The following is a 19,230-nucleotide window of genomic DNA, read 5'->3' on the forward strand; positions in this document are numbered from 1 at the left end:
AGGCCGTGACGTGATGAGTGATCTGGTGCCGGCGGACACCACGGAAGACGTACGGATGCGGGGAGCCGGTGTCTCACGGCAGGTCGCGGTGCTTCCCGTGGGGAGCTTCGAGCAGCACGGTCCGTACCTCCCGCTGGCGACCGACACCCTCGTCGCCTGTGCCGTCGCGCGGGAGATAGCCGGCGCGTACCCGGTGCACCTCCTTCCTCCGGTGACGATCTCCTGCTCGCACGAGCACGCGGCCTGGCCGGGGACGGTGAGCATCTCGGCGGTGACCCTCCACTCGGTGGTGCGGGACATCGCGGCCTCGCTGCGCCGCTCCGGGGTCGAGGCCCTGGTGGTGGTCAACGGGCACGGCGGCAACTACGTGCTGGGCAACGTCGTCCAGGAGGCCTCCGCCCGCGGGGAGCGGATGGCCCTCTTCCCGGCCGCGGAGGACTGGGAGGCGGCGCGCCGGCGGGCGGGCGTGGTCACCTCGCTGCTGACCGACATGCACGCGGGGGAAATCGAGACGTCCGTCCTGCTGCACGCTCATCCCGAAATGCTCCGACCCGGATATGAGACTTCCGATTTCGTCGCTGACGACCGTCGCCATCTCCTCACCCTCGGCATGTCCGGCTATACCGATTCCGGTGTCATCGGGCGGCCTTCACTGGGTTCGGCGGAAAAGGGGAAGGAACTCCTGGCGAGCCTGGCGGAATCCTTCGGGACGTATTTCTCGATGATGACCTCCGACGCGTAGCCGGCCGCCGGGACGCGACCGGGCACCGGGTCCGCCGCGGCGGACCGGGACCCGGCGCGCAGTCCCGCGCACCAGCGGCCGACGAGCACGACGACGCCGGGCAGGCTCGCCACGAGGCTCAGCACCCCGTAGACCACCGCGACGGCGAGCCCCCGGCCGGCACCCAGGCCGGCGGCGCCGAACGCCCAGGCGGTGACGCCCTCCCGCGGGCCCCAGCCGCCGACGTTCAGCGGCAGGCCCATCGCCAGCAGGGCGAGGACGGCGAGGGGCAGCAGGACGGCCACGGAGGCGGCGGTCCCGGCGACGCGGGCGGCGAGGACGAACATGGCGACGTGACCCGCCAGCACCACCACGGAGGAGACGACCACCGCGGGCCCGTTGCGCCGGGACAGCAGCCCGTCCCGGGCCCCGGCGAGTGTCGCCCGCATCCTTCCGCCCCGGCGCGGGGACCCCGCGCGGTTCATGCGCAGGGCCAGCACGACGGCGAGCGCGCCGAGGGCGGCCAGGCCCGCGAGCGGGGCCGTGTGCCGGGCCTCGGCCAGGACCGGGGACGGCATGGTCAGCAGCACCACGGCCCCGGCGGCGAACAGGGCGACCTGTCCGGCCGCCCGCTCCAGGACGACGGCCTTCACACCCCGCCGTACGTCGCCCTCGCTCTGCCCGTGCCGCACGGCCCGGTGCACGTCGCCCAGGATGCCGCCGGGCAGGGCGGCGTTCAGGAACAGCGCCCGGTAGTAGTCGGCCACGGCCGTCCCGAACGGCAGCCGGATCCGCAGCCCCCGGGCCACGGCCGTCCACCGCCAGGCGCTGCACACGGTGGTGACGAGCCCGATGCCGAGCGCGAGCACCACGGCCCCGGCGTCGATCCGCCGCAGACCGTCCAGGAAGACCCCGGTGCCCAGGCGCCAGAACAGCACGCCGAGGATGGCGACGCCCGCGGCGGTGCCGAGGTGCGTACGGACCCTGGGCGAGGCCAGACGCGCCAGGGCGGCACGGAGGGGCCGCGCCACCGCAGCGGCCCCGCCCGACGGCACCGCGCGTACTCCCGGGGCCGGTGCGGTCATGACGCTCCGCCCACCGGAGGGCACAGGGCCAGGAGGTCGGTGTGGTGGACGGTGACGCTCAACTCGCCCGCGGCGCACGCCTCCAGCCGGTCGGCCAGATACGCGTCGGCCCGCGCCTTCAGCCCGGGCCGTTCCTCGACGGCTGCGCCGACCCAGCCCCGAAGCCACTGCTCGGTGAGCGCGGCCTGCTCCGGCCCGAGCCGCCAGGGGCTCGGATGCAGCCGGACGGTCGCGCCGTGCTCGGAGAACGCCTCGGCCGCCGCCGTCACCGCGTCGGGACCGAGCAGGCCGTCCCGGCGCTGGTGGTCGTTGAACGCCTGCGCGATCTCCTGGTCCAGCGGATGCGCCGGCGTCAGCTCCACACGTCCGGCGACGGACAGGGTCAGCAGGGCGGGGCACCCCGCTCCGGCACACGCGGCGGCGAGCGTTTCGATCTCCTCGCGCGTGAGGACGTCGAGCAGGGCGGACGCGGTGACCAGGGACGCCCCCTGGAGGGCGTCCGGGGTGAGGCGGGCGACGTCGCCGCGCCGCGTCTCCACCGAGACCCGGCTGCCGTCGGCGGCCGAGCGCGGGGAGGCCACGGCGGCGAAGTGCAGCAGGTAGGGGTCGCGGTCGTGCAGGATCCAGTGCTGCGCACCGTCGAGGCGGGGCGCGAGCCAGCGGCCCATCGAGCCGGTGCCGCAGCCCAGGTCGTGGACGACGGCCCCGCCGGGCCCGCCGGGCGTGTCGGCGAGCCGGGTCTGCAGCGGGCCGAGCAGATCCTGCGCCCGTGCCGCTTCGTCGGCCGGTTCGCGCAACTGCAGCCACTCCGGCGCGTAGCGCGGCGGGTCGTCGGGGTCGGCCTCGCGCAGCTTCACCGTGGGCCGCGAGCCCGGCCTGCCGCTGGGGCCGGCGCCGGGGATCACCCCGCCGGGGGCCGTCCGGGGGGCGGCGGGCAGAGGGCCGTGACCGGCCTCCGCCCGCGCGGGGCCTTCGCCGCCCGCGCCCTCGTCGTCCATCGCTTCGACCGCCTCCCTGGGTCCCGGCCGCGCCGGTATCGTCCCGTTGTTCCGGGTCGTCGCCGGGTTCGTCATGCGGCCCTCCGGGGCTCGGTCGGCAGCCGGTGCAGTACGGCCGCCAGGCTCTGTGCGGTGGTCGCCCAGCCGCCGAGGGCGGCGCGGCGGCTGCGGGCCGCGGCCTTGAGCCGGCGCCGTACGTCCACCTCGCCGAACCAGCCGCGCAGTTCGGCGGCGATCGCGGCGGGGTTCTCCGGCGGCACCAGGATGCCGGGCACCCCGCCGTCGGGAGCGCGGCCGACCGCCTCCGGCAGCCCGCCCACGTCCGTCGCCAGCACGGGGATGCCCCGGGCCAGGGCCTCGGTCACGGCCATGCCGTACGTCTCCGCGTAGGAGGTGAGGACCATCAGGTCGGCGGTGGCGTAACTCGCGTCGAGTGCGGCGCCGGTCCTCGGCCCGGCCAGCTCCAGCCGGTCCTCCAGCCCGTGGCGGGCGATCAGGGACCGCAGATGTGCGACGTACTCCGGGTCCTGGTTCAGCCCGCCGACGCACACGCAGCTCCACGGCAGGTCGGCCACCGCGGCCAGGGCCTCCACCAGCCGGTGCTGGCCCTTGCGCGGGGTCACGGCGGCCACGCACAGCAGCCGGGACACCCCGTCGGTGCCGGGTGCGAGCGGCGCGATGTCGGCACCGGGGGCCGCGACGTGCACCCGCTCGGGGGGCAGTCCGTGGTGCGCGACGAGCCGGCGGACGGCCCAGTCGCTGGTGGCGACCACCGCGGGCACCGCCCGCAGCACGGTCCGCTCCCGGGCGTCCAGTTCCGCGGCCACGACCGGGTCGAGACCGGTCTCGTCGCCGAGCGGCAGGTGGACGAGGACGGCCATGCGCAGGCGCTCCGTCTCCGGCACGACGATCTCCGGCACCCCGCAGGCCACGAGCCCGTCGAGCAGGACGACGGCCCCGTCGGGCAACGCGGCCAGCGTGCGGGCCAGTTCCGTACGGGCCTCGGCCCCGGGCCGGGGCCACTCACCGGCGACCGCGTGCTTGGTCGCCTGCCAGCCGAATCCGGGCAGGTCGAGGCAGACCCGGCGGTCGTAGGCGTTGCCGCCGCTGGGCGCCGCGGGGTCGTCGACACCGCCCGGCAGCACGAAGTGCACGGTGCGCAGGGACATGGGGATGATCTCGGCGTTCTTCAGGGGGGCGTGCTGCACGGGAACATAATTCAGCCGCGCGGGCGCCGGCCCGCTCTGCCCGGGCCGTTCGACGGTCGTGTCGGTCACAGCGCACGCTCGTAACTCGCCCAGGCGATGTGCGACTCGTGCAGGGTGACCGCGAGGCCGGCGATGCCCTTGGCGCCCTCGCCCAGGGCCCCCTTGTGGATCCGCTCGGCGAGCCGGTCGGCGATGACCTTGGCGAGGAACTCCGTGGAGGTGTTGACCCCGGCGAAGTCCGGTTCGTTGTCGAGATTGCGGTAGTTCAGCTCGCTGACGACCGCTCCGAGTTCCTGGGTGGCGAGCCCGATGTCGACGACGATGTTGTCCTCGTCCAGCTGTTCGCGCCGGAACGTGGCGTCGACGAGGAACGTGGCCCCGTGCAGGCGCTGCGCCGGTCCGAAGACCTCGCCGCGGAAGCTGTGGGCGATCATGATGTGATCGCGGACGGTGATGCTGAACAACGGACGACCCTCCAGGTGCGGCGCGTCTGCTCCCCCGCTGATGGCTGCCGGGGATGCCGTGTAGTACGGCTCCTTCCCTTCCCCCGTTCAGTCTCCGCTACGTCTTTTTGCAAGGTCAGGCGCCGGTGTGGTGGTGACGTCCTGCACTTCCGTCGCCCGTGCCGTAACGGATGCGGTGGCACAGCGCCGGGATCTCGCCCGAGGCCAGCTTCGGCAGCACGTCTGGCAGGTCCTCGAAGGCCGACTCCCCGGTGATCAGGGCGTCCAGGGCCGGGTCGGCGAGCAGGTCGAGTGCGAGGGCCAGACGGTCGGCGTAGGTGCGGCCGGGGCGGGCCGGGGAGACGGTGCCGACCTGGCTGGAGCGGATGGTCAGGCGCCGCGAGTGGAAGCCCTCGCCCAGCGGCAGGCTCACGGTCCGGTCGCCGTACCAGCTCAGCTCGACGACGGTGCCCTCGGCGGCGAGGAGTTCCAGGGAGCGGGCCAGGCCCTGCTCGGTCGCGCTGGCGTGCACCACCAGATCGCAGTCGCCGAGGGCGTCCTGCGGGGCCGCGAAGCCGACACCCAGCGCCTCGGCGATGCCGGCGCGGGACGGGTCGGCGTCGACCAGCTGAACGCGCACGCCGGGGAACCGCCCGAGCAGGGCGGCGACCGAGCAGCCGACCATGCCGCCGCCGACCACCGCGATCCGGTCGCCGAGCAGGGGCGCCGCGTCCCACAGGGCGTTCACCGCGGTCTCCACCGTCCCCGCGAGCACGGCCCGTTCGGCGGGCACCCCGTCGGGCACGGGCGTCACGGCGCTCGCCGGCACGACGTACCGGCTCTGGTGCGGGAAGAGGCAGAACACCGTCCGGCCGGCGAGCGACGCGGGCCCCTCCTCGACCACGCCGACGCTGAGGTAGCCGTACTTGACCGGCCCCGGGAAGTCGCCCTCCTGGAACGGCGCCCGCATGGCCGTGTGCTGCCCGGCGGGCACGCCGCCGCGGAAGACGAGCGTCTCGGTGCCGCGGCTGACCCCGGAGTACAGCGCCCGGACCAGCACCTCGTCCGTGCCCGGCGCGGGCACCTCGACGTCCCGGACGACGCCCCGCCCGGGCGCGTCGATCCAGAACGCGCGTCCCGTCTGCTTCATCGAAGTCCTCCTGAACGATCGGCAACCGGCGTGCGTACCGAGGGGTGCACGGGCCGCGCACAAGGTAGCGGCCTTGATCGACTCTGTCACACGGCCGGAGGGTGTTCGGTGGCCCTGAACAACACGTACGACGCGAGGCTCGTCCAGCAGGAGACCGCCCTGGGGGCGGGTGTGCAGGTGCTGCTGCTGGCCCTGATCGGCACGGCGATCGGGATGGGCCCGGCGGGCTGGCTGAGCGGCCTCGCGTTCGCGTTCGCCACCTGGGCGGTGCTCTCGCGGGCGCTGCACCGGTCGGGTCTGCGCAGCTTCGGCGCGGCGAACCGGGTCACCCTCGGCCGGGCCACCCTCGTCGGCGGCGTCACCGCCCTGGTGGCGGACTCCTTCCGGAGTGCGCCGCCCGTGGCGCTGTTCGTCGGCCTGACCGCGGTGGCGCTGGTCCTGGACGGTGTCGACGGCAAGGTGGCCCGCCGCACCGGCACCTCGACCCCGCTGGGCGCGCGCTTCGACATGGAGGTGGACGCCTTCCTCATCCTGGTGCTGAGCGTGTACGTGTCGACGCGGCTCGGCCCGTGGGTGCTGCTGATCGGCGGCATGCGGTACGTCTTCGTCGCCGCCGCCCGGGTCTGGCCCTGGCTGACGGCGGCCCTTCCTCCGAGCACCGCACGCAAGACGGTCGCCGCGTTGCAGGGGGTGCTCCTGCTGCTGGCGGGCGCCGGACTGCTGCCGTACGCCGCGAACGTCGCGGTGGCCGCGCTGGCCCTGGCTCTGCTCGTTTGGTCGTTCGGGCGGGACGTGCTGTGGCTGTACCGCAGGCAGCACGCCACGACTGCGCGACCCGGGCACTCGCCGGCACCGCGCCCGGTCCCGGAACTGGTCGCGGGCTGAGCGCCACCTCCCGAACGGCCCAAGCGATTTGACAGCACGGTCCCCCACTCCCTAAATCTGTCGACATGACATCCATTTTCAAAAAGGTGGAACGGTCGTGAGGGTCGCGTTCGTCGGCAAGGGCGGCAGCGGCAAGACCACGCTGTCGGCGCTCTTCTCCCGCCATCTGGCGCGCTCCGGTGCCCCGGTCCTCGCCATCGACGGCGACATCAACCAGCACCTGGCCGAGGCGCTCGGCGGCGAGGAGGTGGCGGCCCCGCCCCTCGGCGCGCACCTGACCGACATCAAGGACCTGCTGCGCGGCAGCAACCCGCGCATCCCGTCCGCCGAGGCGATGATCAAGACGACCCCGCCGGGCCGCGGCTCCCGCCTCCTGCGCCCGCTCGGCGACGACGCCCTGCACGCCCGCCACGTGGGCCGGGCCGGTGGCGTCCCCCTCATGGTCACGGGCGAGTTCGACGACGCGGACCTCGGCGTGGCCTGCTACCACTCCAAGCTCGGCGGGGTGGAGCTGTACCTGAGCCACCTGGTGGACGGCCCCGGCGAGTACGTCGTGGTGGACATGACCGCCGGCGCCGACGCCTTCGCGTCCGGCCTGTTCACCCGTTTCGACCTCACGTTCCTGGTGGCGGAACCGACCCGGAAGGGCGTGTCGGTCTACCGCCAGTACCGCGACCACGCCGAGCAGTTCGGCATCCGCATCGCCGTCGTCGGCAACAAGGTGACCTGCGAGGACGACCTGCTCTTCCTCAAGCAGCAGGTCGGGGACGACCTGCTGACGCACCTCGTGCAGTCCCCCTGGGTCCGCGCGGCGGAACAGGGCCGCACCGAACCGGGCCCCGACGCCCTGGCCTCCCTGGAACCGCACAACCTCCACGCCCTGCGCGTCCTGCGCGAGGCGGTCGACGCCGAGACCCGCGACTGGGACCGGCTGCACCGCCACGCGGTGAAGTTCCACCTGCGCAACGTCCGCGCGTGGGCGGACGCACGGACGGGCGAGGACCTGGCGGCCCAGGTCGACCCGGAGTACGTCCCGGGCCCGGCGGCCCTGGACTGAGAGCCGCGCTACTCGATCCCGGTGGCGTCGAGGAGCCGGACCACGTCCTTGCGCCGGTAACCGAGCAGCCGGGCACGGCCGGCGGCCATCAGCACCAGATGCGCGACGATCTCGGCCGCACGTCCGTCCTTGCGGTCCGCGCCGCACCACTCCTGGGGCTTGTCGACGCCCAGGCTGTTCATCACCAGCCCGTGCGCGCGGCGCACCTCCGCGACGGTACCGGCGACCGCGTCCACGAGCGTCCTGCCCGGCCGCTCACACTCCAGGGCGAACCACCCGCGGTCCACGGCGACGCAGCCCTCGGGTGGACGCGCCCGCAGCCCCGCGTACCGCTCGTCGCCGCTCGGCGCGTCCCCGAACTCCTCGTGCACCAGGGTGAACCGGTGGAACCCGGAGCGCGCCGGAGGCGGCGGCGGGCTGTACTCCCACCCCGCGTCCTCGTACAACTGCCGCTTCACCTCCTCGGCGTCGGCCAGCGTCACGGTGAACCCGTTCGCCTCGTTGCGCCCGGTCGTCGTGCCGTCCGGGTTCCGGTGGAAGTGCAGCCCCATGATGTGCTCCCGTCGCTGTGCCGGTGAGGGGACGGCGAGTCCCCTCACCAGCACGAACGGCCGACGGCGGGGGCGGGTGCCCGCTCCGGGACGCATCACCCGAACGTGTGGTCGCCGCTGCGGGGCGGCGGGCGTCAGCCCTTCTGCTCCACCCGCACCCAGTCCACCTCCGCCCGCACTCCCCCACCGGCGATCCGGTCCACGCTCGACTGCGGCAGGCCCCAGTACGGGGTCGTGACCTTGTTCCAGCCGGCCGGATACGCGCCGCCCAGGGCGAGGTTGAGGATGACGTACTGGTGGTGGTCGAAGACCCACTGGCCGCGGGTGGACTCCAGCTTGTTGCGGGTCGTCTCCTGGACCAGGCGGTCGTCGACGAAGAAGCGCATCGCCGTGGGGGTCCACTCGACCGCGTACGTGTGCCATTGGTCCGCCCGGCCGCCCCCGGGGTACGTCTGGCGGGCGCCGATGTTGCCGTCGGCCGAGTAGCCGGGGCCGTGCAGGGCGGTGCTGGTCCAGTCCGCGTAGCCGATGTTCTCCATGATGTCGGTCTCGCCGGAGGACGGCCAGCCGACCGAGGGGTCGTCGACGTCGCTGCCCAGGAGCCAGAACGCGGGCCAGAAACCGTCCCCGACGGGGAGTTTCATGCGGGCGCTGACCTTGCCGTAGGTGAAGTCGAAGCGGGTGTGGGTGTCGATGCGGCCGGAGGTGAAGTCGTAGGTGGCGCCGCCCGCCCGGGTGCAGCCCTTGCAGTACTTGGCCGACAGCACCAGCGCGCCGTTCTCGGTGCGCAGGGTGTCCGGTGAGTCGACGTACGCCTGCGCCTCGCCGTTGACCGGGCCCATCTCCGTGCCGGTGCGCACCACCCGCCACTTGGAGCGGTCGAGCCCGGAGGTGGTGAAGTCGTCGAAGAACGTGGTGCGGTAGGCGCCCGGCTGCTCGGCGGGCAGCGGCGGGTACGCGGCCGTCGCGCTGCCGCCGGTGCCCCAGACCTCGAACTCGTAGAGCGAGTAGCCGAACTGGGCCGTGGCGGGGGCGGGGTTGAAGAAGGAGCGGCGTTCCTTGCCGAGCATGCGGACGTAGCGGCCCGTGACGGGTTGCGGCAGACGGATCGAGTCGTGCAGGCCCACCGCCTCCGCCGGTGACTTCACGTTGGCGCGGCGCGTGGCGACCTCGGCGGACGAGGGGCGGTACACCGTGCGCCAGGTGCGGTTGTCGTCGGAGACCTGGACTTCGTAGTCGACGGCGTAGGCCGCCTCCCAGTAGAGGTCGACCGTGTCGATGGTGGAGGTGGCGCCCAGGTCGACGGAGACCCAGCGGTCCGCGTTCCAGTCGCTCGACCAGCGGCTGATGTCGGCCTTGAGGTCGGCGGGCCGGCCGCCGTCCGTGACGTACGCCGGGGAGTTGCCCGCGTGCTGATGGTAGTTGGCGTACGCCGGGTGGTGGAGCGCGAGGTTGGTGCGGGTCGTGGAGGCGGGGGCCGGTTCGCCGCCGTAGATCTTCATGGACCACAGCGAGTAGCCGTAGGGGGTGGCACGTTCCACGCCGCGGAGGCGGACGTAGCGGGCGGTGACCTCCTGGGGGTGGGTGTGCGCGGTGACCGAGCCGCCGGTGCCGGCCGTCTCGGTGAAGAAGGGCGTCCAGTCGGTGCCGTTCCTGGAGGACTCCAGGACGTAGCGCTTGCCGTAGGCCGCCTCCCAGTCCAGGACGACGCGGTCGACCCGGATCGTGGAGCCGAGGTCGACGCGGATCCAGGCGTTGTCGGCGAAGTCGCTGGACCAGCGGGTGCTGCCGTTGCCGTCGAAGGCGCGGCCCGGGGCGGTGTCGGGGTTCTCGCTGCCGGAGGCCGTGACGGCGGCCGGGTTCACGGCGTACGCGGCGGCCGCGCGGTCCGTGTCCCAGGCGGCGGCCGCGGCGGCGGACGGCGGGGCGGGGGCCGCGAAGGCCGGGCCCGCGGAGAGCAGGGCCAGCGCGGCGAGGGCGGTCAGGAGGGTGCGGGGCGTACGGGACGGCATGGCTGACTCCTCCGGTGGGGGGACGTGCCTACAGGGGCGTACTGACGTGCACCTGACAGTCGCGGGAGGTGAAGCCGGGGTGGGCGTGGACTCCCGCGTTCCTCGCCCACCCCGGCGTCGGTGGTTCAGGCCGCCTTGCGCGCCTGATTCCGGTGGGAGCGGACCACGTCGGCGTACCGGTGGCCCGTGCCCTTGATCGTGCGGCGCTGCGTCGCGTAGTCGACGTGGACCAGCCCGAACCGCTTCTCGTAGCCGTAGGCCCACTCGAAGTTGTCCAGCAGGGACCAGGCGAAGTAGCCGGCCAGCGGGGCGCCCTTGCGGGCGGCCGAGGCGCAGGCCGCGAGGTGGCCCAGCAGGTAGTCCTGCCGTTCGGGGTCGTCGACGGTGCCGTCGGGGCGGACGACGTCGGGGAAGGCCGAGCCGTTCTCCGTGACGTACAGCCGGCGCGCCCCGTAGTCCTCGGTGAGGCGCAGCAGCAGCGTCTCGATGCCGCTCGCGTCGATCTCCCAGTCCATGCCGGTGCGCGGGACGCCCTCGCGGCGCACGGCACGGGCGAAGGGCGCCGGGCCCTCGGGGTCGTCGGCGACGGTCTGCGGGAAGTAGTAGTTCAGGCCCAGCCAGTCCAGCGGCGCCGCGATCACCGCCGAGTCGCCCGGCTGCTCCGGGAGTTCGACGCCGTAGACCTCGCGCATGTCCTCCGGGAAACCGCGGCCGTGCACCGGGTCGAGCCACCAGCGGTTGGTGTGGCCGTCCATGCGGCGGGCGGCGGCGAGGTCCTCCGGGCGGTCGGAGGCCGCGTGGATGGTGGAGAGGTTGTTGACGATGCCGACCTGGGCGCCCGGAACCGCCGCACGGATGGCCCGGGAGGCCAGGCCGTGGCCGAGCAGCAGGTGGTAGGAGGCGCGCACGGCGGCGGTCAGATCCGTCCAGCCGGGCGCCATCTTGCCCTCGAGGTGGCCGATCCACGCCGAGCACAGCGGTTCGTTGAGGGTCGCCCAGTGGGTGACCCGGTCGCCGAGCCGCTCGGCGACGACCGAGGCGTATTCGGCGAACGCGTGGGCCGTGTCGCGCTCCGGCCAGCCGCCGCGGTCCTGGAGCGCCTGCGGCAGGTCCCAGTGGTACAGGGTGACGGACGGGGTGATGCCGGCCTCCAGCAGCCCGTCGATCAACTCGTCGTAGAAGGCCAGGCCCTTGGCGTTGACGGGGCCGTCGCCGCCGGGGACGACGCGGGGCCAGGCGACCGAGAGGCGGTAGGCGTTCACGCCGAGCCGGCGCATCAGGCCGATGTCCTCGCGCCAGCGGTGGTAGTGGTCGCAGGCGACGTCGCCGTGGTCGCCCCCGGCGGTCTTGCCGGGGGTGTGCGAGAAGGTGTCCCAGATCGACGGCGAGCGGCCGTCCTCCGCCACGGCTCCCTCGATCTGGTACGCCGAGGTGGCCGTGCCCCACAGGAAGTCGTGCGGGAGTGCGGCGAGGTCGATGGTCACGGAAGTCCCTTCGAGAACAGGCGAGTCGGTCACTTGACGGCACCTGCCGTCAGACCGGCCACGAGGTAGCGCTGGAGCAGCAGGAAACCCGCGACCACGGGCACGCTGACGACCAGCGAGGCGGCCATGATCTGGTTCCAGTACACGTCGTTGAGGGTGGAGTAGCCCTGGAGGCCGACCGCCAGGGTGCGGGTGGTGTCGTTGGTCATCACCGAGGCGAACAGGACCTCGCCCCATGCGGTCATGAAGGCGTAGACGGCGACGGCGACGATGCCGGGGACCGCGGCCGGCACGACGACCCGGAACAGGGCGCCGAGCGGCCCGCACCCGTCGACCAGGGCCGCCTCGTCCAGGTCGCGCGGGACCGAGTCGAAGTAGCCGATCAGCATCCAGATCGAGAACGGCAGCGAGAACGTGAGGTAGGTGAGGATGAGCCCGCCGCGGGAGCCGAACAGGGCGATGCCGGTGGCGTTGCCGATGTTGACGTAGATGAGGAACAGGGGCAGCAGGAAGAGGATGCCCGGGAACATCTGCGTCGACAGGACGGTGACGGTGAAGACGCGTTTGCCGCGGAAGTCGTAGCGGCTGACGGCGTACGCCGAGAAGACCGCGATGACCACCGAGCAGACCGTCGCCGCGCCCGCCACGACCAGGGAGTTGACGAAGTAGCGCGCGAGCGGGACCGTCGACCAGATGTCGATGTAGGGGCGGATCGTCAGCTCGCTCGGCAGCCAGCGGAACTTCCCGGTGACGTCGGCCAGGGGCTTGAGCGAGCTGGAGACCATGACGTAGACGGGCACGAGCACGAAGCCCGTCAGCAGGGTGAGGAAGATCCGCCGGGACCACTGGAAGGACCGTGGCGGGGCCAGGGGGGAGCTCATGAGGCGGCCCTCCGTCCGCGCGAGGTCAGGGCCAGGTACGCGCCCGTCACCACCAGCAGGAACAGCAGCAGCAGGACGGACATGGCGGAGCCCGTGCCGAAGTTCCAGGTGACGAACGAGGCCTGGTAGATGTGCACCGAGATGAGGTCGGCGGCCGCCGGGGCGGTCCGGCCGAACAGCACGTACGGGGTGTTGAAGTCGTTGAACGTCCACAGGAACAGCACCAGGACCAGGACCTGGTTGACGGGCCGCAGCGACGGCAGGGTGATCCGGCGGATCTGCTGCCAGACGCCGGCGCCGTCCAGGGCGGCCGCCTCGTACAGCTCGCGCGGGATGTTCTGCAGTCCGGCCATGACGATGAGGAAGGCGAACGGCCAGCCCTTCCACACCGACACGACCAGCAGCGCGATGAAGCTGTTGTCCCCGATGAGCCAGAACGACGGCTTGTCGGTGAGGCCCAGCTGGTCGTGCAGGACGTGGTTCACCAGGCCGTTGTCGTGCTGGAACATGAAGACCCAGGTGATGACGGCCGCGTAGACGGGCAGCGCGTACGGGATGAGGAACAGGGCCCTCAGCAGGCCGCGGCCCCGGAAGGTGTCCTGCATGCAGATGGCTGCCGCGGTGCCGATGAACCAGCACAGGCCCACCGACAGCAGGGTGAAGGCGACGGTGACGAGGAAGGAGTGCAGCAGCGCCTCCCCGACGGGGGCGTCGAAGTCCACCGACACCTGGTAGTTGTCGAGGGCCGTCCAGGGGGCCGTGCTCCAGTCGCGGATGTAGAACTGGGTGAGCTCCTTGAAGCTCATGACGATGCCGATCACCATCGGCACCAGGTGGACGAGCAGTTCGAGCAGCAGCGCGGGCAGGAGCAGCAGGTAGGGCAGGCCGACGCGGTGGATCCGTCCGGGGCGGCGGCGGGGGCCGCGCGCCGCTCCGGACGGGCTCTTGCGGACCGGCGGCGTGCCGGCTTCAACCGTGGTGGTCATGTGCGTCAGGCCGCCGGCATCTGCTGCTGGGCCTTCTCCAGCGCCGCCTTCACCGAAGCGGTGGTGACCGCGCGTCCGGCGGCCGCGTCGGCGAACAGGTCCTTGATGGCGGTGCCGACGGCCGTCTCGAACTGCGACTCGTCGGCGACCTGCGGCAGCGCGGCCGCGCTCTTGGCGAGGGTGTCCTTGAGGACGGCGGTGGCGGGCGTGCCGAAGGCGCTGTCGGACTGGGCGGACTTCACCGGCGGTATGGAGCTGTAGGCCTTGTTGAGGATCTTCTGCTCGTCGTCGCTGGTCATGAACTTCACGAACCTGGTGGCGCCGTCGAGGTTGTCGGTGTTCTTGAAGACCGCCAGGTTGATGCCGGCGACCATCGAGTTGACCTGCTTGCCGGTGCCGGGCGTGCCGGACTGCACGGGCACGGGCGCGATGCCGTAGTCGTCCTCCTTCATGCCCTGGGAGGCGAGGTTGGCGGAGGCGGACTGCCACAGCAGCATCGCGGTCTTGCCCTTGGCGAAGTCGCTCACCGACTGGTTCTGCGCGTACTCGGCGTTGCCGGGCGCGATGACCTTGTCCTTCGCCATCAGGTCGACGTACTGCTTCACGGCGGTGACCACACCGTCGCTGGTGAAGTCGGCCTTGCCCTCGGGGGTGAAGAAGTCGGCGCCGTGCTGCTTGGCGAAGACGAACGCGTGGTGGATGTTCTCGGACGGGTTGGAGCCTTCCGCCCCCAGGCCCCACTTGCCGTCCTTGGAGACCTTCTTGCCGTCGGCGACCAGCTCGTCCCAGGTGGCCGGCGGCTTGTCGATGCCCGCCTCGGCGAACATCTTCTTGTTGTAGTAGAGCGCGTACGACATCGAGTACAGCGGGACCGCGGCCGGGTCCTTGCCCTCGGCGCCGGTCGAGCCGAGGGCCGAGTCCACGAACCGGTCCCGGCCGCCGATCTTGTCGAAGTTCTTGGCGTCCCAGGGCAGCAGGGCTCCGGTGGCCTGGAGCGAGGCGCTCCAGGTGTTGCCGATGTTCAGCACGTCGGGGCCCTGGCCGGAGGTGGTGGCGGTGAGGATCCGGTTGAGGAGGTCGGACCAGGGGACGACCTCCAGCTTGACCTTGATCCCGGTCTGCTTCTCGAACTTGTCGAGCTCGGGCTGGAGGACCTTCTTGTCGATCTCGATGCTGGCGCCCTGGTTGGAGGCCCAGTACGTCAGGGTCTTGGGTGAGTCGTTCGACCCGCCGCCCGTCGCGGAGCCGCCTCCGCAGGCCGTGGCCGCGAGGGCGAGTGACAAGGTGACGGCGCCTGCCGCCGCGGCTCGGATGCTGCGCATGGCTGCTCGTGTCCCTTCCGGGAAAGTACGGGGGGACATGTCCCCCGGCCGCCTCCCCGACCCGCGGGGAAGGCGTCATGGCTTAATTTAGGACGTGAGTTAATCCCCGGAAGCCGGTTCCGTCAAGGGTTTGGGCACAGTCTTCGAACTCTGGTCGCAGCCCTTGACGCATCTGTTGCGGGGATGAACCATTCAGCGGCGAGAGAGCGCTCCCCACACCCCACTCCGTTCACTTCCTGAACCAGGAGAGCCGCCCCATGCCTGCTGACTCCCCGTCCTCCCGTCCGACCCTGCCCGGCCGCCGCTCGGTGCTCGGGGCCGCTGCGGCCGCGTCCGCCCTGGCGGCGCTGCCCGGCACGGCGGCGGCCGCCCCCGCCGACCGCCGGCGGCCCGCCCGCGGAAAGCCGCGCGCCCTGCCCGGCGGCGGCGACCTCGGCCCGAACGTGCTGGTCTTCGACCCGTCCACGCCGGACATCCAGGGCCGGCTCGACGAGGTCTTCCGCCGGCAGGAGTCGGCCCAGTTCGGCACCGGCCGCTACCAGTTCCTGTTCAAGCCCGGCACCTACCACGGCCTCAACGCGCAGATCGGCTTCTACACGTCGATCTCGGGCCTCGGCCTCTCCCCCGACGACACCACCATCAACGGCGACATCACCGTGGACGCCGGCTGGTTCAACGGCAACGCCACGCAGAACTTCTGGCGTTCGGCGGAGAACCTGGCCGTCGTGCCCGTCAACGGCACCAACCGCTGGGCGGTGTCCCAGGCGGCGCCGTTCCGCCGGATGCACGTGCGCGGCAACCTCAACCTCGCCCCCAGCGGCTACGGCTGGTCCAGCGGCGGCTACATCGCCGACAGCCGGATCGACGGCCAGGTGCAGCCGTACTCGCAGCAGCAGTGGTACACCCGGGACAGCTCGATCGGCGGCTGGCTCAACGGCGTGTGGAACATGGTGTTCTCCGGCGTCGAGGGCGCCCCGGCGCAGGGCTTCCCGAACCCGCCGTACACGACGCTGGCGACCACGCCGGTCTCCCGCGAGAAGCCGTTCCTCTACCTCGGCGGCAACGAGTACCGGGTCTTCCTGCCCGAGAAGCGGACCAACGCCCGCGGCGTCACCTGGGGCAGCGGCACCCCCAGGGGGACCTCGCTGCCCCTGTCGCAGTTCTACGTCGCCAAGCCGGGCGTGTCCGCGGCCACCCTCAACCAGGCCCTCGCGCAGGGACTCCACCTGCTGCTGACGCCGGGCGTCTACCACCTGAACGAGACGATCCGGGTGGACCGCGCCGGCACCGTCGTGCTCGGCCTCGGCTATGCGACGCTCATCCCCGACAACGGCGTCACCGCGCTGCGGGTCGCCGACGTCGACGGCGTGCGGCTGGCCGGGTTCCTCGTCGACGCCGGGCCGGTCAACTCCGCCACCCTGCTGGAGATCGGCCCGCGCGGCGCCTCCCGGGACCACTCCGCGAACCCCACCACCGTGCAGGACGTGTTCGTGCGCATCGGCGGCGCGGGCCCCGGCAAGGCCACCACCAGCATGGTCGTCAACAGCCGCCACACCATCGTCGACCACACCTGGGTCTGGCGCGCCGACCACGGCGAGGGCGTCGGCTGGGAGACCAACCGCGCGGACTACGGCGTGGTCGTCAACGGCCACGACGTCCTGGCCACCGGCCTGTTCGTGGAGCACTTCAACAAGTACGACGTGCAGTGGTTCGGCGAGCGCGGCCGCACGATCTTCTACCAGAACGAGAAGGCGTACGACGCGCCGAACCAGGCCGCGATCCAGAACGGCTCCGTCAAGGGGTACGCGGCCTACCTGGTCGGGGACGCCGTGACCACCCACGAGGGCTGGGGTCTGGGCAGCTACTGCTACTACAACGTCGACCCGACGATCGTCCAGCACCACGGGTTCGCGGCGCCGAACCGGCCCGGGGTGCGCTTCCACGACCTCCTCGTGGTCTCCCTGGGCGGCAACGGGCAGTACGAGCGCGTCATCAACGACACGGGGTCGCCGACGTCGGGCACGTCCACCGTGCCGTCGACGGTGGTGTCCTACCCGTGACGGGGCGGCCCCTCCCTTCTCCTGAGCGGAGGGAGGGGCCGCGGCGGCGCCGGACGCCCGGCCTTCGGGCCGGGCGTCGGGACACGTGGCGGTTCCCCGGGACCGCCGTTGACTCGTCGGCTTCCCGTGGCCGCCCTACACGCGGTCGGCCGCGATCAGGACGTACTGGAAGGAGCCGTCCCGGTACGACTCGATGAACGCCTCCTCGATCCCGGTGACCAGTGACGAGGTGGCCCGCAGCTCCCAGTACGGCAGGGTGTCCGGGGTGAGGTCGACGATGGTCTGCGGGACGAGCCGGTTGTCGGCCATGGCGCGCAGGTACTCCCGGCGCGAGTGGATGTTGCACTCGAAGTGGGCGTTGATCTGGGACACCCACTTCGACGGCTGGCCGTAGCGGGGGTTCCAGCAGCCGGTGATCGTCACGTACCGGCCGCCGACCTTCAGGAAGCGGGAGTGTTCGGCGAACAGGTCGTGCAGGTCGACGTACATGGTCGACTCGTTGTTCCACGACGCGGTGATGCTGCCCTTGTCGAAGGGTGTGTCGAGCATGTTGCACACGCGGGAGCGGACGTGGTCGTCGATGCCCAGTTCCCGCGCGCGCCGGTTGCCGAAGTCGGCCTGGGTGGCGGACAGCGTGACGCCTTCGACGTTGCAGCCGAAGCGCTGGTGGGCCATCACCATGCTTCCGCCGCGCCCGCAGCCGGCGTCGACCAGGGTGTCGCCCGACCGGACGGGACCGAGGTGGTCCAGGAGCAACTCGGCCTGCGCGGACTCCAGTCGGTGCAGTTCCGCGACGAGCCTCTTCTCGTACTCGTCGTGCGCGGGGTCACCGAGTGCGTCGTGGTCCACGGCGCCGATGCCGTAGTGGTGGTGGTACAGCCCGTCGACGTCACCGAGACGGAGGTTGACCGGTCGCGCCTCGTTGTTCCAGTACTGGGCGATGTCCCTCTGGTAGGGCGTGGCCGGGGCCGGGATCTTCGCGGTGGTGGCGGGCGCGGTCATTTCAGTGGTCACAGAGTGGTCCGTTTCGTTACCAGAAGTCGGGCAGGGTGTAGCGGTAGGTGTTGGTGCGGTGCCAGTCGTGGTTGCCGTCGACCCACGCGGCCACGCCCCGCAGGAAGCGCAGCACGGTGGGCACGGGACAGGCCCGGGCGAGGTCGGCCGCGGCCGCCTCGAAGGCGTGCATCAATTCGTTGTGGACGTCGATGGCCTTCAGGTATGCGTCGCGGTCGGAGAGCTGCTCGCGTTCCGCGATGACCACCGGCAGGTTGAGGTGGCGGCCCGGGCTGTTCAGTTCCTTGGTGTACGAGTACAGGTCGTTGACGATGGTGGTCGCGTTGCCCGCCAGGGCGATGACCCGCTGCATGTCGGGTCGCGCGTGCAGGTCGGCGGGCAGTTCGTAGCCGCCGATGGTGTCGGTGATGGTGGGGCAGGGCCGGAAGTTGTTGAACTGGCGCATCGCCAGGTACTCCCACACCTGCGGGACGTGATCCGTCTCGGCCCAGGCCGCTTCGGCGAGGTAGCCCAGGTGCAGCCGGGACATGTCGTGCCGGTAGCGGTCGGCCTGGGAGGGTGTGGCGGCGCCGACGAAGTAGTCCATCGCGCTGCGATAGGCCCGGCGGGGGGCGTCCGAGGTGAGCGACTCCTCCCACGCAGGCGTGTACTCGGCCGTGGTGTGGAAGTGGTCGATCGCGGTGTGCGCCAGCAGAAGGCGCCCGCCGAGACCGACGGGTGATCCGCCGTGGTCCTCGCAGTAGCAGTCGTCCAGGGCGTTCTCGGCGACCATCAGCCGGGTGGCGAGCATGAGATGGTCGACCGTGGGGGCGTCGGGGTGGCAGCCCACCATGTAGCGGCCGACGGAGAATCCGTCGAACTGCCCCTCCCACTCCTCGGGGTAGAGCTGGACCTCGTCCTCGGCCCAGCGCTTGATCCGTCGGCTCACCTCCTCGACCCGTACGGGGTCGGGCTCCGGGATGGGGTGGTGGTAGAGGCCGGGGACGGCCTGCCCCTCGGTGGGCGGCGTGCTCACCGGGGGTGCCGGATGCGGCAGAGGGAGCCCGCCGCGGACCGGGAACACGGCACTCGTGCCGGGTCCGGTCGGTCCGCGCAGGACTCGTCGAAGGGCTGAGGGTGTGTCCTCGGACGTACGGCCGGAGGGGGCCGCCGGCAGCGGGGGCGGTGCGTGGACCGCGACGGGCGGGTGCAGTGCCGCCAGGAAGTCGGAGGCGGGCGGCCGGGCGACGGCCGGGGATTCCGGCGGGTCGGCGCGCGGTGTCGGCCGCTGTGGGTGAGGGGTCGGTCCGAGGGGCCCGGAGTCGGGCATCGGCGGCTCCTTGGTGCGGTGGGGTGGGCACTGTGCTGTGCGGCAGGCCGGTGGACGCGCGGCC

General features: G+C 72.2%; 16 protein-coding genes and 1 pseudogene. 4 read left to right on the forward strand and 13 right to left on the reverse strand.

What is annotated here, in order from left to right; translation table 11 throughout:
- The first annotated feature begins 13 nt into the window (after window positions 1–13).
- Window positions 14–742, forward strand: coding sequence for a creatininase family protein (locus tag ACZ6ZN_RS03760; RefSeq protein ID WP_469642822.1), 729 nt, complete (start codon window positions 14–16; stop codon window positions 740–742).
- A gap of 158 nt (window positions 743–900) precedes the next feature.
- On the opposite strand, the pseudogene ACZ6ZN_RS03765 reads toward ACZ6ZN_RS03760, so the two are convergent.
- The 5 genes and pseudogenes from ACZ6ZN_RS03765 to ACZ6ZN_RS03785 form a co-directional block, all read right to left on the reverse strand.
- Window positions 901–1,806: pseudogene (locus ACZ6ZN_RS03765) on the reverse strand (lysylphosphatidylglycerol synthase transmembrane domain-containing protein); the annotation flags it as partial.
- Window positions 1,803–2,804: a class I SAM-dependent methyltransferase gene (locus tag ACZ6ZN_RS03770; protein ID WP_469642824.1), complete on the reverse strand. Its 1,002-nt coding sequence runs from the start codon at window positions 2,802–2,804 to the stop codon at window positions 1,803–1,805. The pseudogene ACZ6ZN_RS03765 and the gene ACZ6ZN_RS03770, both read right to left, overlap by 4 nt.
- Before the next feature lie 71 nt (window positions 2,805–2,875).
- Window positions 2,876–4,081: a glycosyltransferase family 4 protein gene (locus tag ACZ6ZN_RS03775; RefSeq protein WP_451879526.1), complete on the reverse strand. Its 1,206-nt coding sequence runs from the start codon at window positions 4,079–4,081 to the stop codon at window positions 2,876–2,878.
- Entirely contained in the window at window positions 4,078–4,476 is a 399-nt protein-coding gene (locus tag ACZ6ZN_RS03780) for a 6-pyruvoyl trahydropterin synthase family protein (RefSeq protein ID WP_384859740.1), read from the reverse strand. The genes ACZ6ZN_RS03775 and ACZ6ZN_RS03780 overlap by 4 nt, the downstream gene beginning before the upstream one ends.
- Window positions 4,477–4,591: 115 nt before the next feature.
- A complete protein-coding gene (locus ACZ6ZN_RS03785; RefSeq protein ID WP_469642826.1) occupies window positions 4,592–5,605 on the reverse strand; it encodes a zinc-dependent alcohol dehydrogenase in 1,014 nt (337 codons plus the stop codon).
- Between the two features lie 108 nt (window positions 5,606–5,713).
- On the opposite strand from ACZ6ZN_RS03785, the gene ACZ6ZN_RS03790 reads away from it, so the two are divergent.
- Both ACZ6ZN_RS03790 and ACZ6ZN_RS03795 read left to right on the forward strand, forming a co-directional pair.
- Window positions 5,714–6,490: a CDP-alcohol phosphatidyltransferase family protein gene (locus ACZ6ZN_RS03790; protein ID WP_469642828.1), complete on the forward strand. Its 777-nt coding sequence runs from the start codon at window positions 5,714–5,716 to the stop codon at window positions 6,488–6,490.
- A gap of 97 nt (window positions 6,491–6,587) precedes the next feature.
- Entirely contained in the window at window positions 6,588–7,547 is a 960-nt protein-coding gene (locus tag ACZ6ZN_RS03795) for an ATP-binding protein (protein WP_469642830.1), read from the forward strand.
- Window positions 7,548–7,555: 8 nt separating this feature from the next.
- On the opposite strand, the gene ACZ6ZN_RS03800 is transcribed toward ACZ6ZN_RS03795, so the two are convergent.
- The 6 genes from ACZ6ZN_RS03800 to ACZ6ZN_RS03825 all read right to left on the reverse strand — a co-directional run bounded on the left by ACZ6ZN_RS03800 (window position 7,556) and on the right by ACZ6ZN_RS03825 (window position 14,783).
- A complete protein-coding gene (locus ACZ6ZN_RS03800; RefSeq protein ID WP_469642832.1) occupies window positions 7,556–8,098 on the reverse strand; it encodes a hypothetical protein in 543 nt (180 codons plus the stop codon).
- 134 nt (window positions 8,099–8,232) lie between these two features.
- On the reverse strand, window positions 8,233–10,110 hold the full coding sequence (locus tag ACZ6ZN_RS03805; protein WP_469642834.1) for a discoidin domain-containing protein: 1,878 nt from the start codon (window positions 10,108–10,110) through the stop codon (window positions 8,233–8,235).
- A 125-nt stretch (window positions 10,111–10,235) separates the two neighbouring features.
- On the reverse strand, window positions 10,236–11,594 hold the full coding sequence (locus ACZ6ZN_RS03810) for a GH1 family beta-glucosidase (protein ID WP_451879520.1): 1,359 nt from the start codon (window positions 11,592–11,594) through the stop codon (window positions 10,236–10,238).
- 29 nt (window positions 11,595–11,623) lie between these two features.
- Window positions 11,624–12,463, reverse strand: a complete 840-nt coding sequence (locus tag ACZ6ZN_RS03815; protein WP_333934407.1) for a carbohydrate ABC transporter permease — start codon at window positions 12,461–12,463, stop codon at window positions 11,624–11,626.
- A gap of 8 nt (window positions 12,464–12,471) precedes the next feature.
- Complete coding sequence (locus ACZ6ZN_RS03820; RefSeq protein ID WP_398109386.1) at window positions 12,472–13,461, reverse strand: carbohydrate ABC transporter permease; 990 nt, start codon at window positions 13,459–13,461, stop codon at window positions 12,472–12,474.
- A 5-nt stretch (window positions 13,462–13,466) separates the two neighbouring features.
- Window positions 13,467–14,783: an ABC transporter substrate-binding protein gene (locus tag ACZ6ZN_RS03825; RefSeq protein ID WP_469642837.1), complete on the reverse strand. Its 1,317-nt coding sequence runs from the start codon at window positions 14,781–14,783 to the stop codon at window positions 13,467–13,469.
- 257 nt (window positions 14,784–15,040) lie between these two features.
- On the opposite strand from ACZ6ZN_RS03825, the gene ACZ6ZN_RS03830 reads away from it, so the two are divergent.
- Window positions 15,041–16,843, forward strand: coding sequence for a coagulation factor 5/8 type domain-containing protein (locus tag ACZ6ZN_RS03830; RefSeq protein ID WP_469642839.1), 1,803 nt, complete (start codon window positions 15,041–15,043; stop codon window positions 16,841–16,843).
- A 135-nt stretch (window positions 16,844–16,978) separates the two neighbouring features.
- On the opposite strand, the gene ACZ6ZN_RS03835 is transcribed toward ACZ6ZN_RS03830, so the two are convergent.
- The gene (locus ACZ6ZN_RS03835) at window positions 16,979–17,845 is read right to left on the reverse strand and encodes a geranyl diphosphate 2-C-methyltransferase (protein WP_451879531.1); all 867 of its coding nucleotides are present in this window, start codon (window positions 17,843–17,845) and stop codon (window positions 16,979–16,981) included.
- 28 nt (window positions 17,846–17,873) lie between these two features.
- The gene (locus ACZ6ZN_RS03840; protein WP_469642840.1) at window positions 17,874–19,166 is read right to left on the reverse strand and encodes a family 2 encapsulin nanocompartment cargo protein terpene cyclase; all 1,293 of its coding nucleotides are present in this window, start codon (window positions 19,164–19,166) and stop codon (window positions 17,874–17,876) included.
- Window positions 19,167–19,230: the final 64 nt, after the last annotated feature.

Source organism: Streptomyces sp. NPDC053665 (assembly GCF_055585285.1).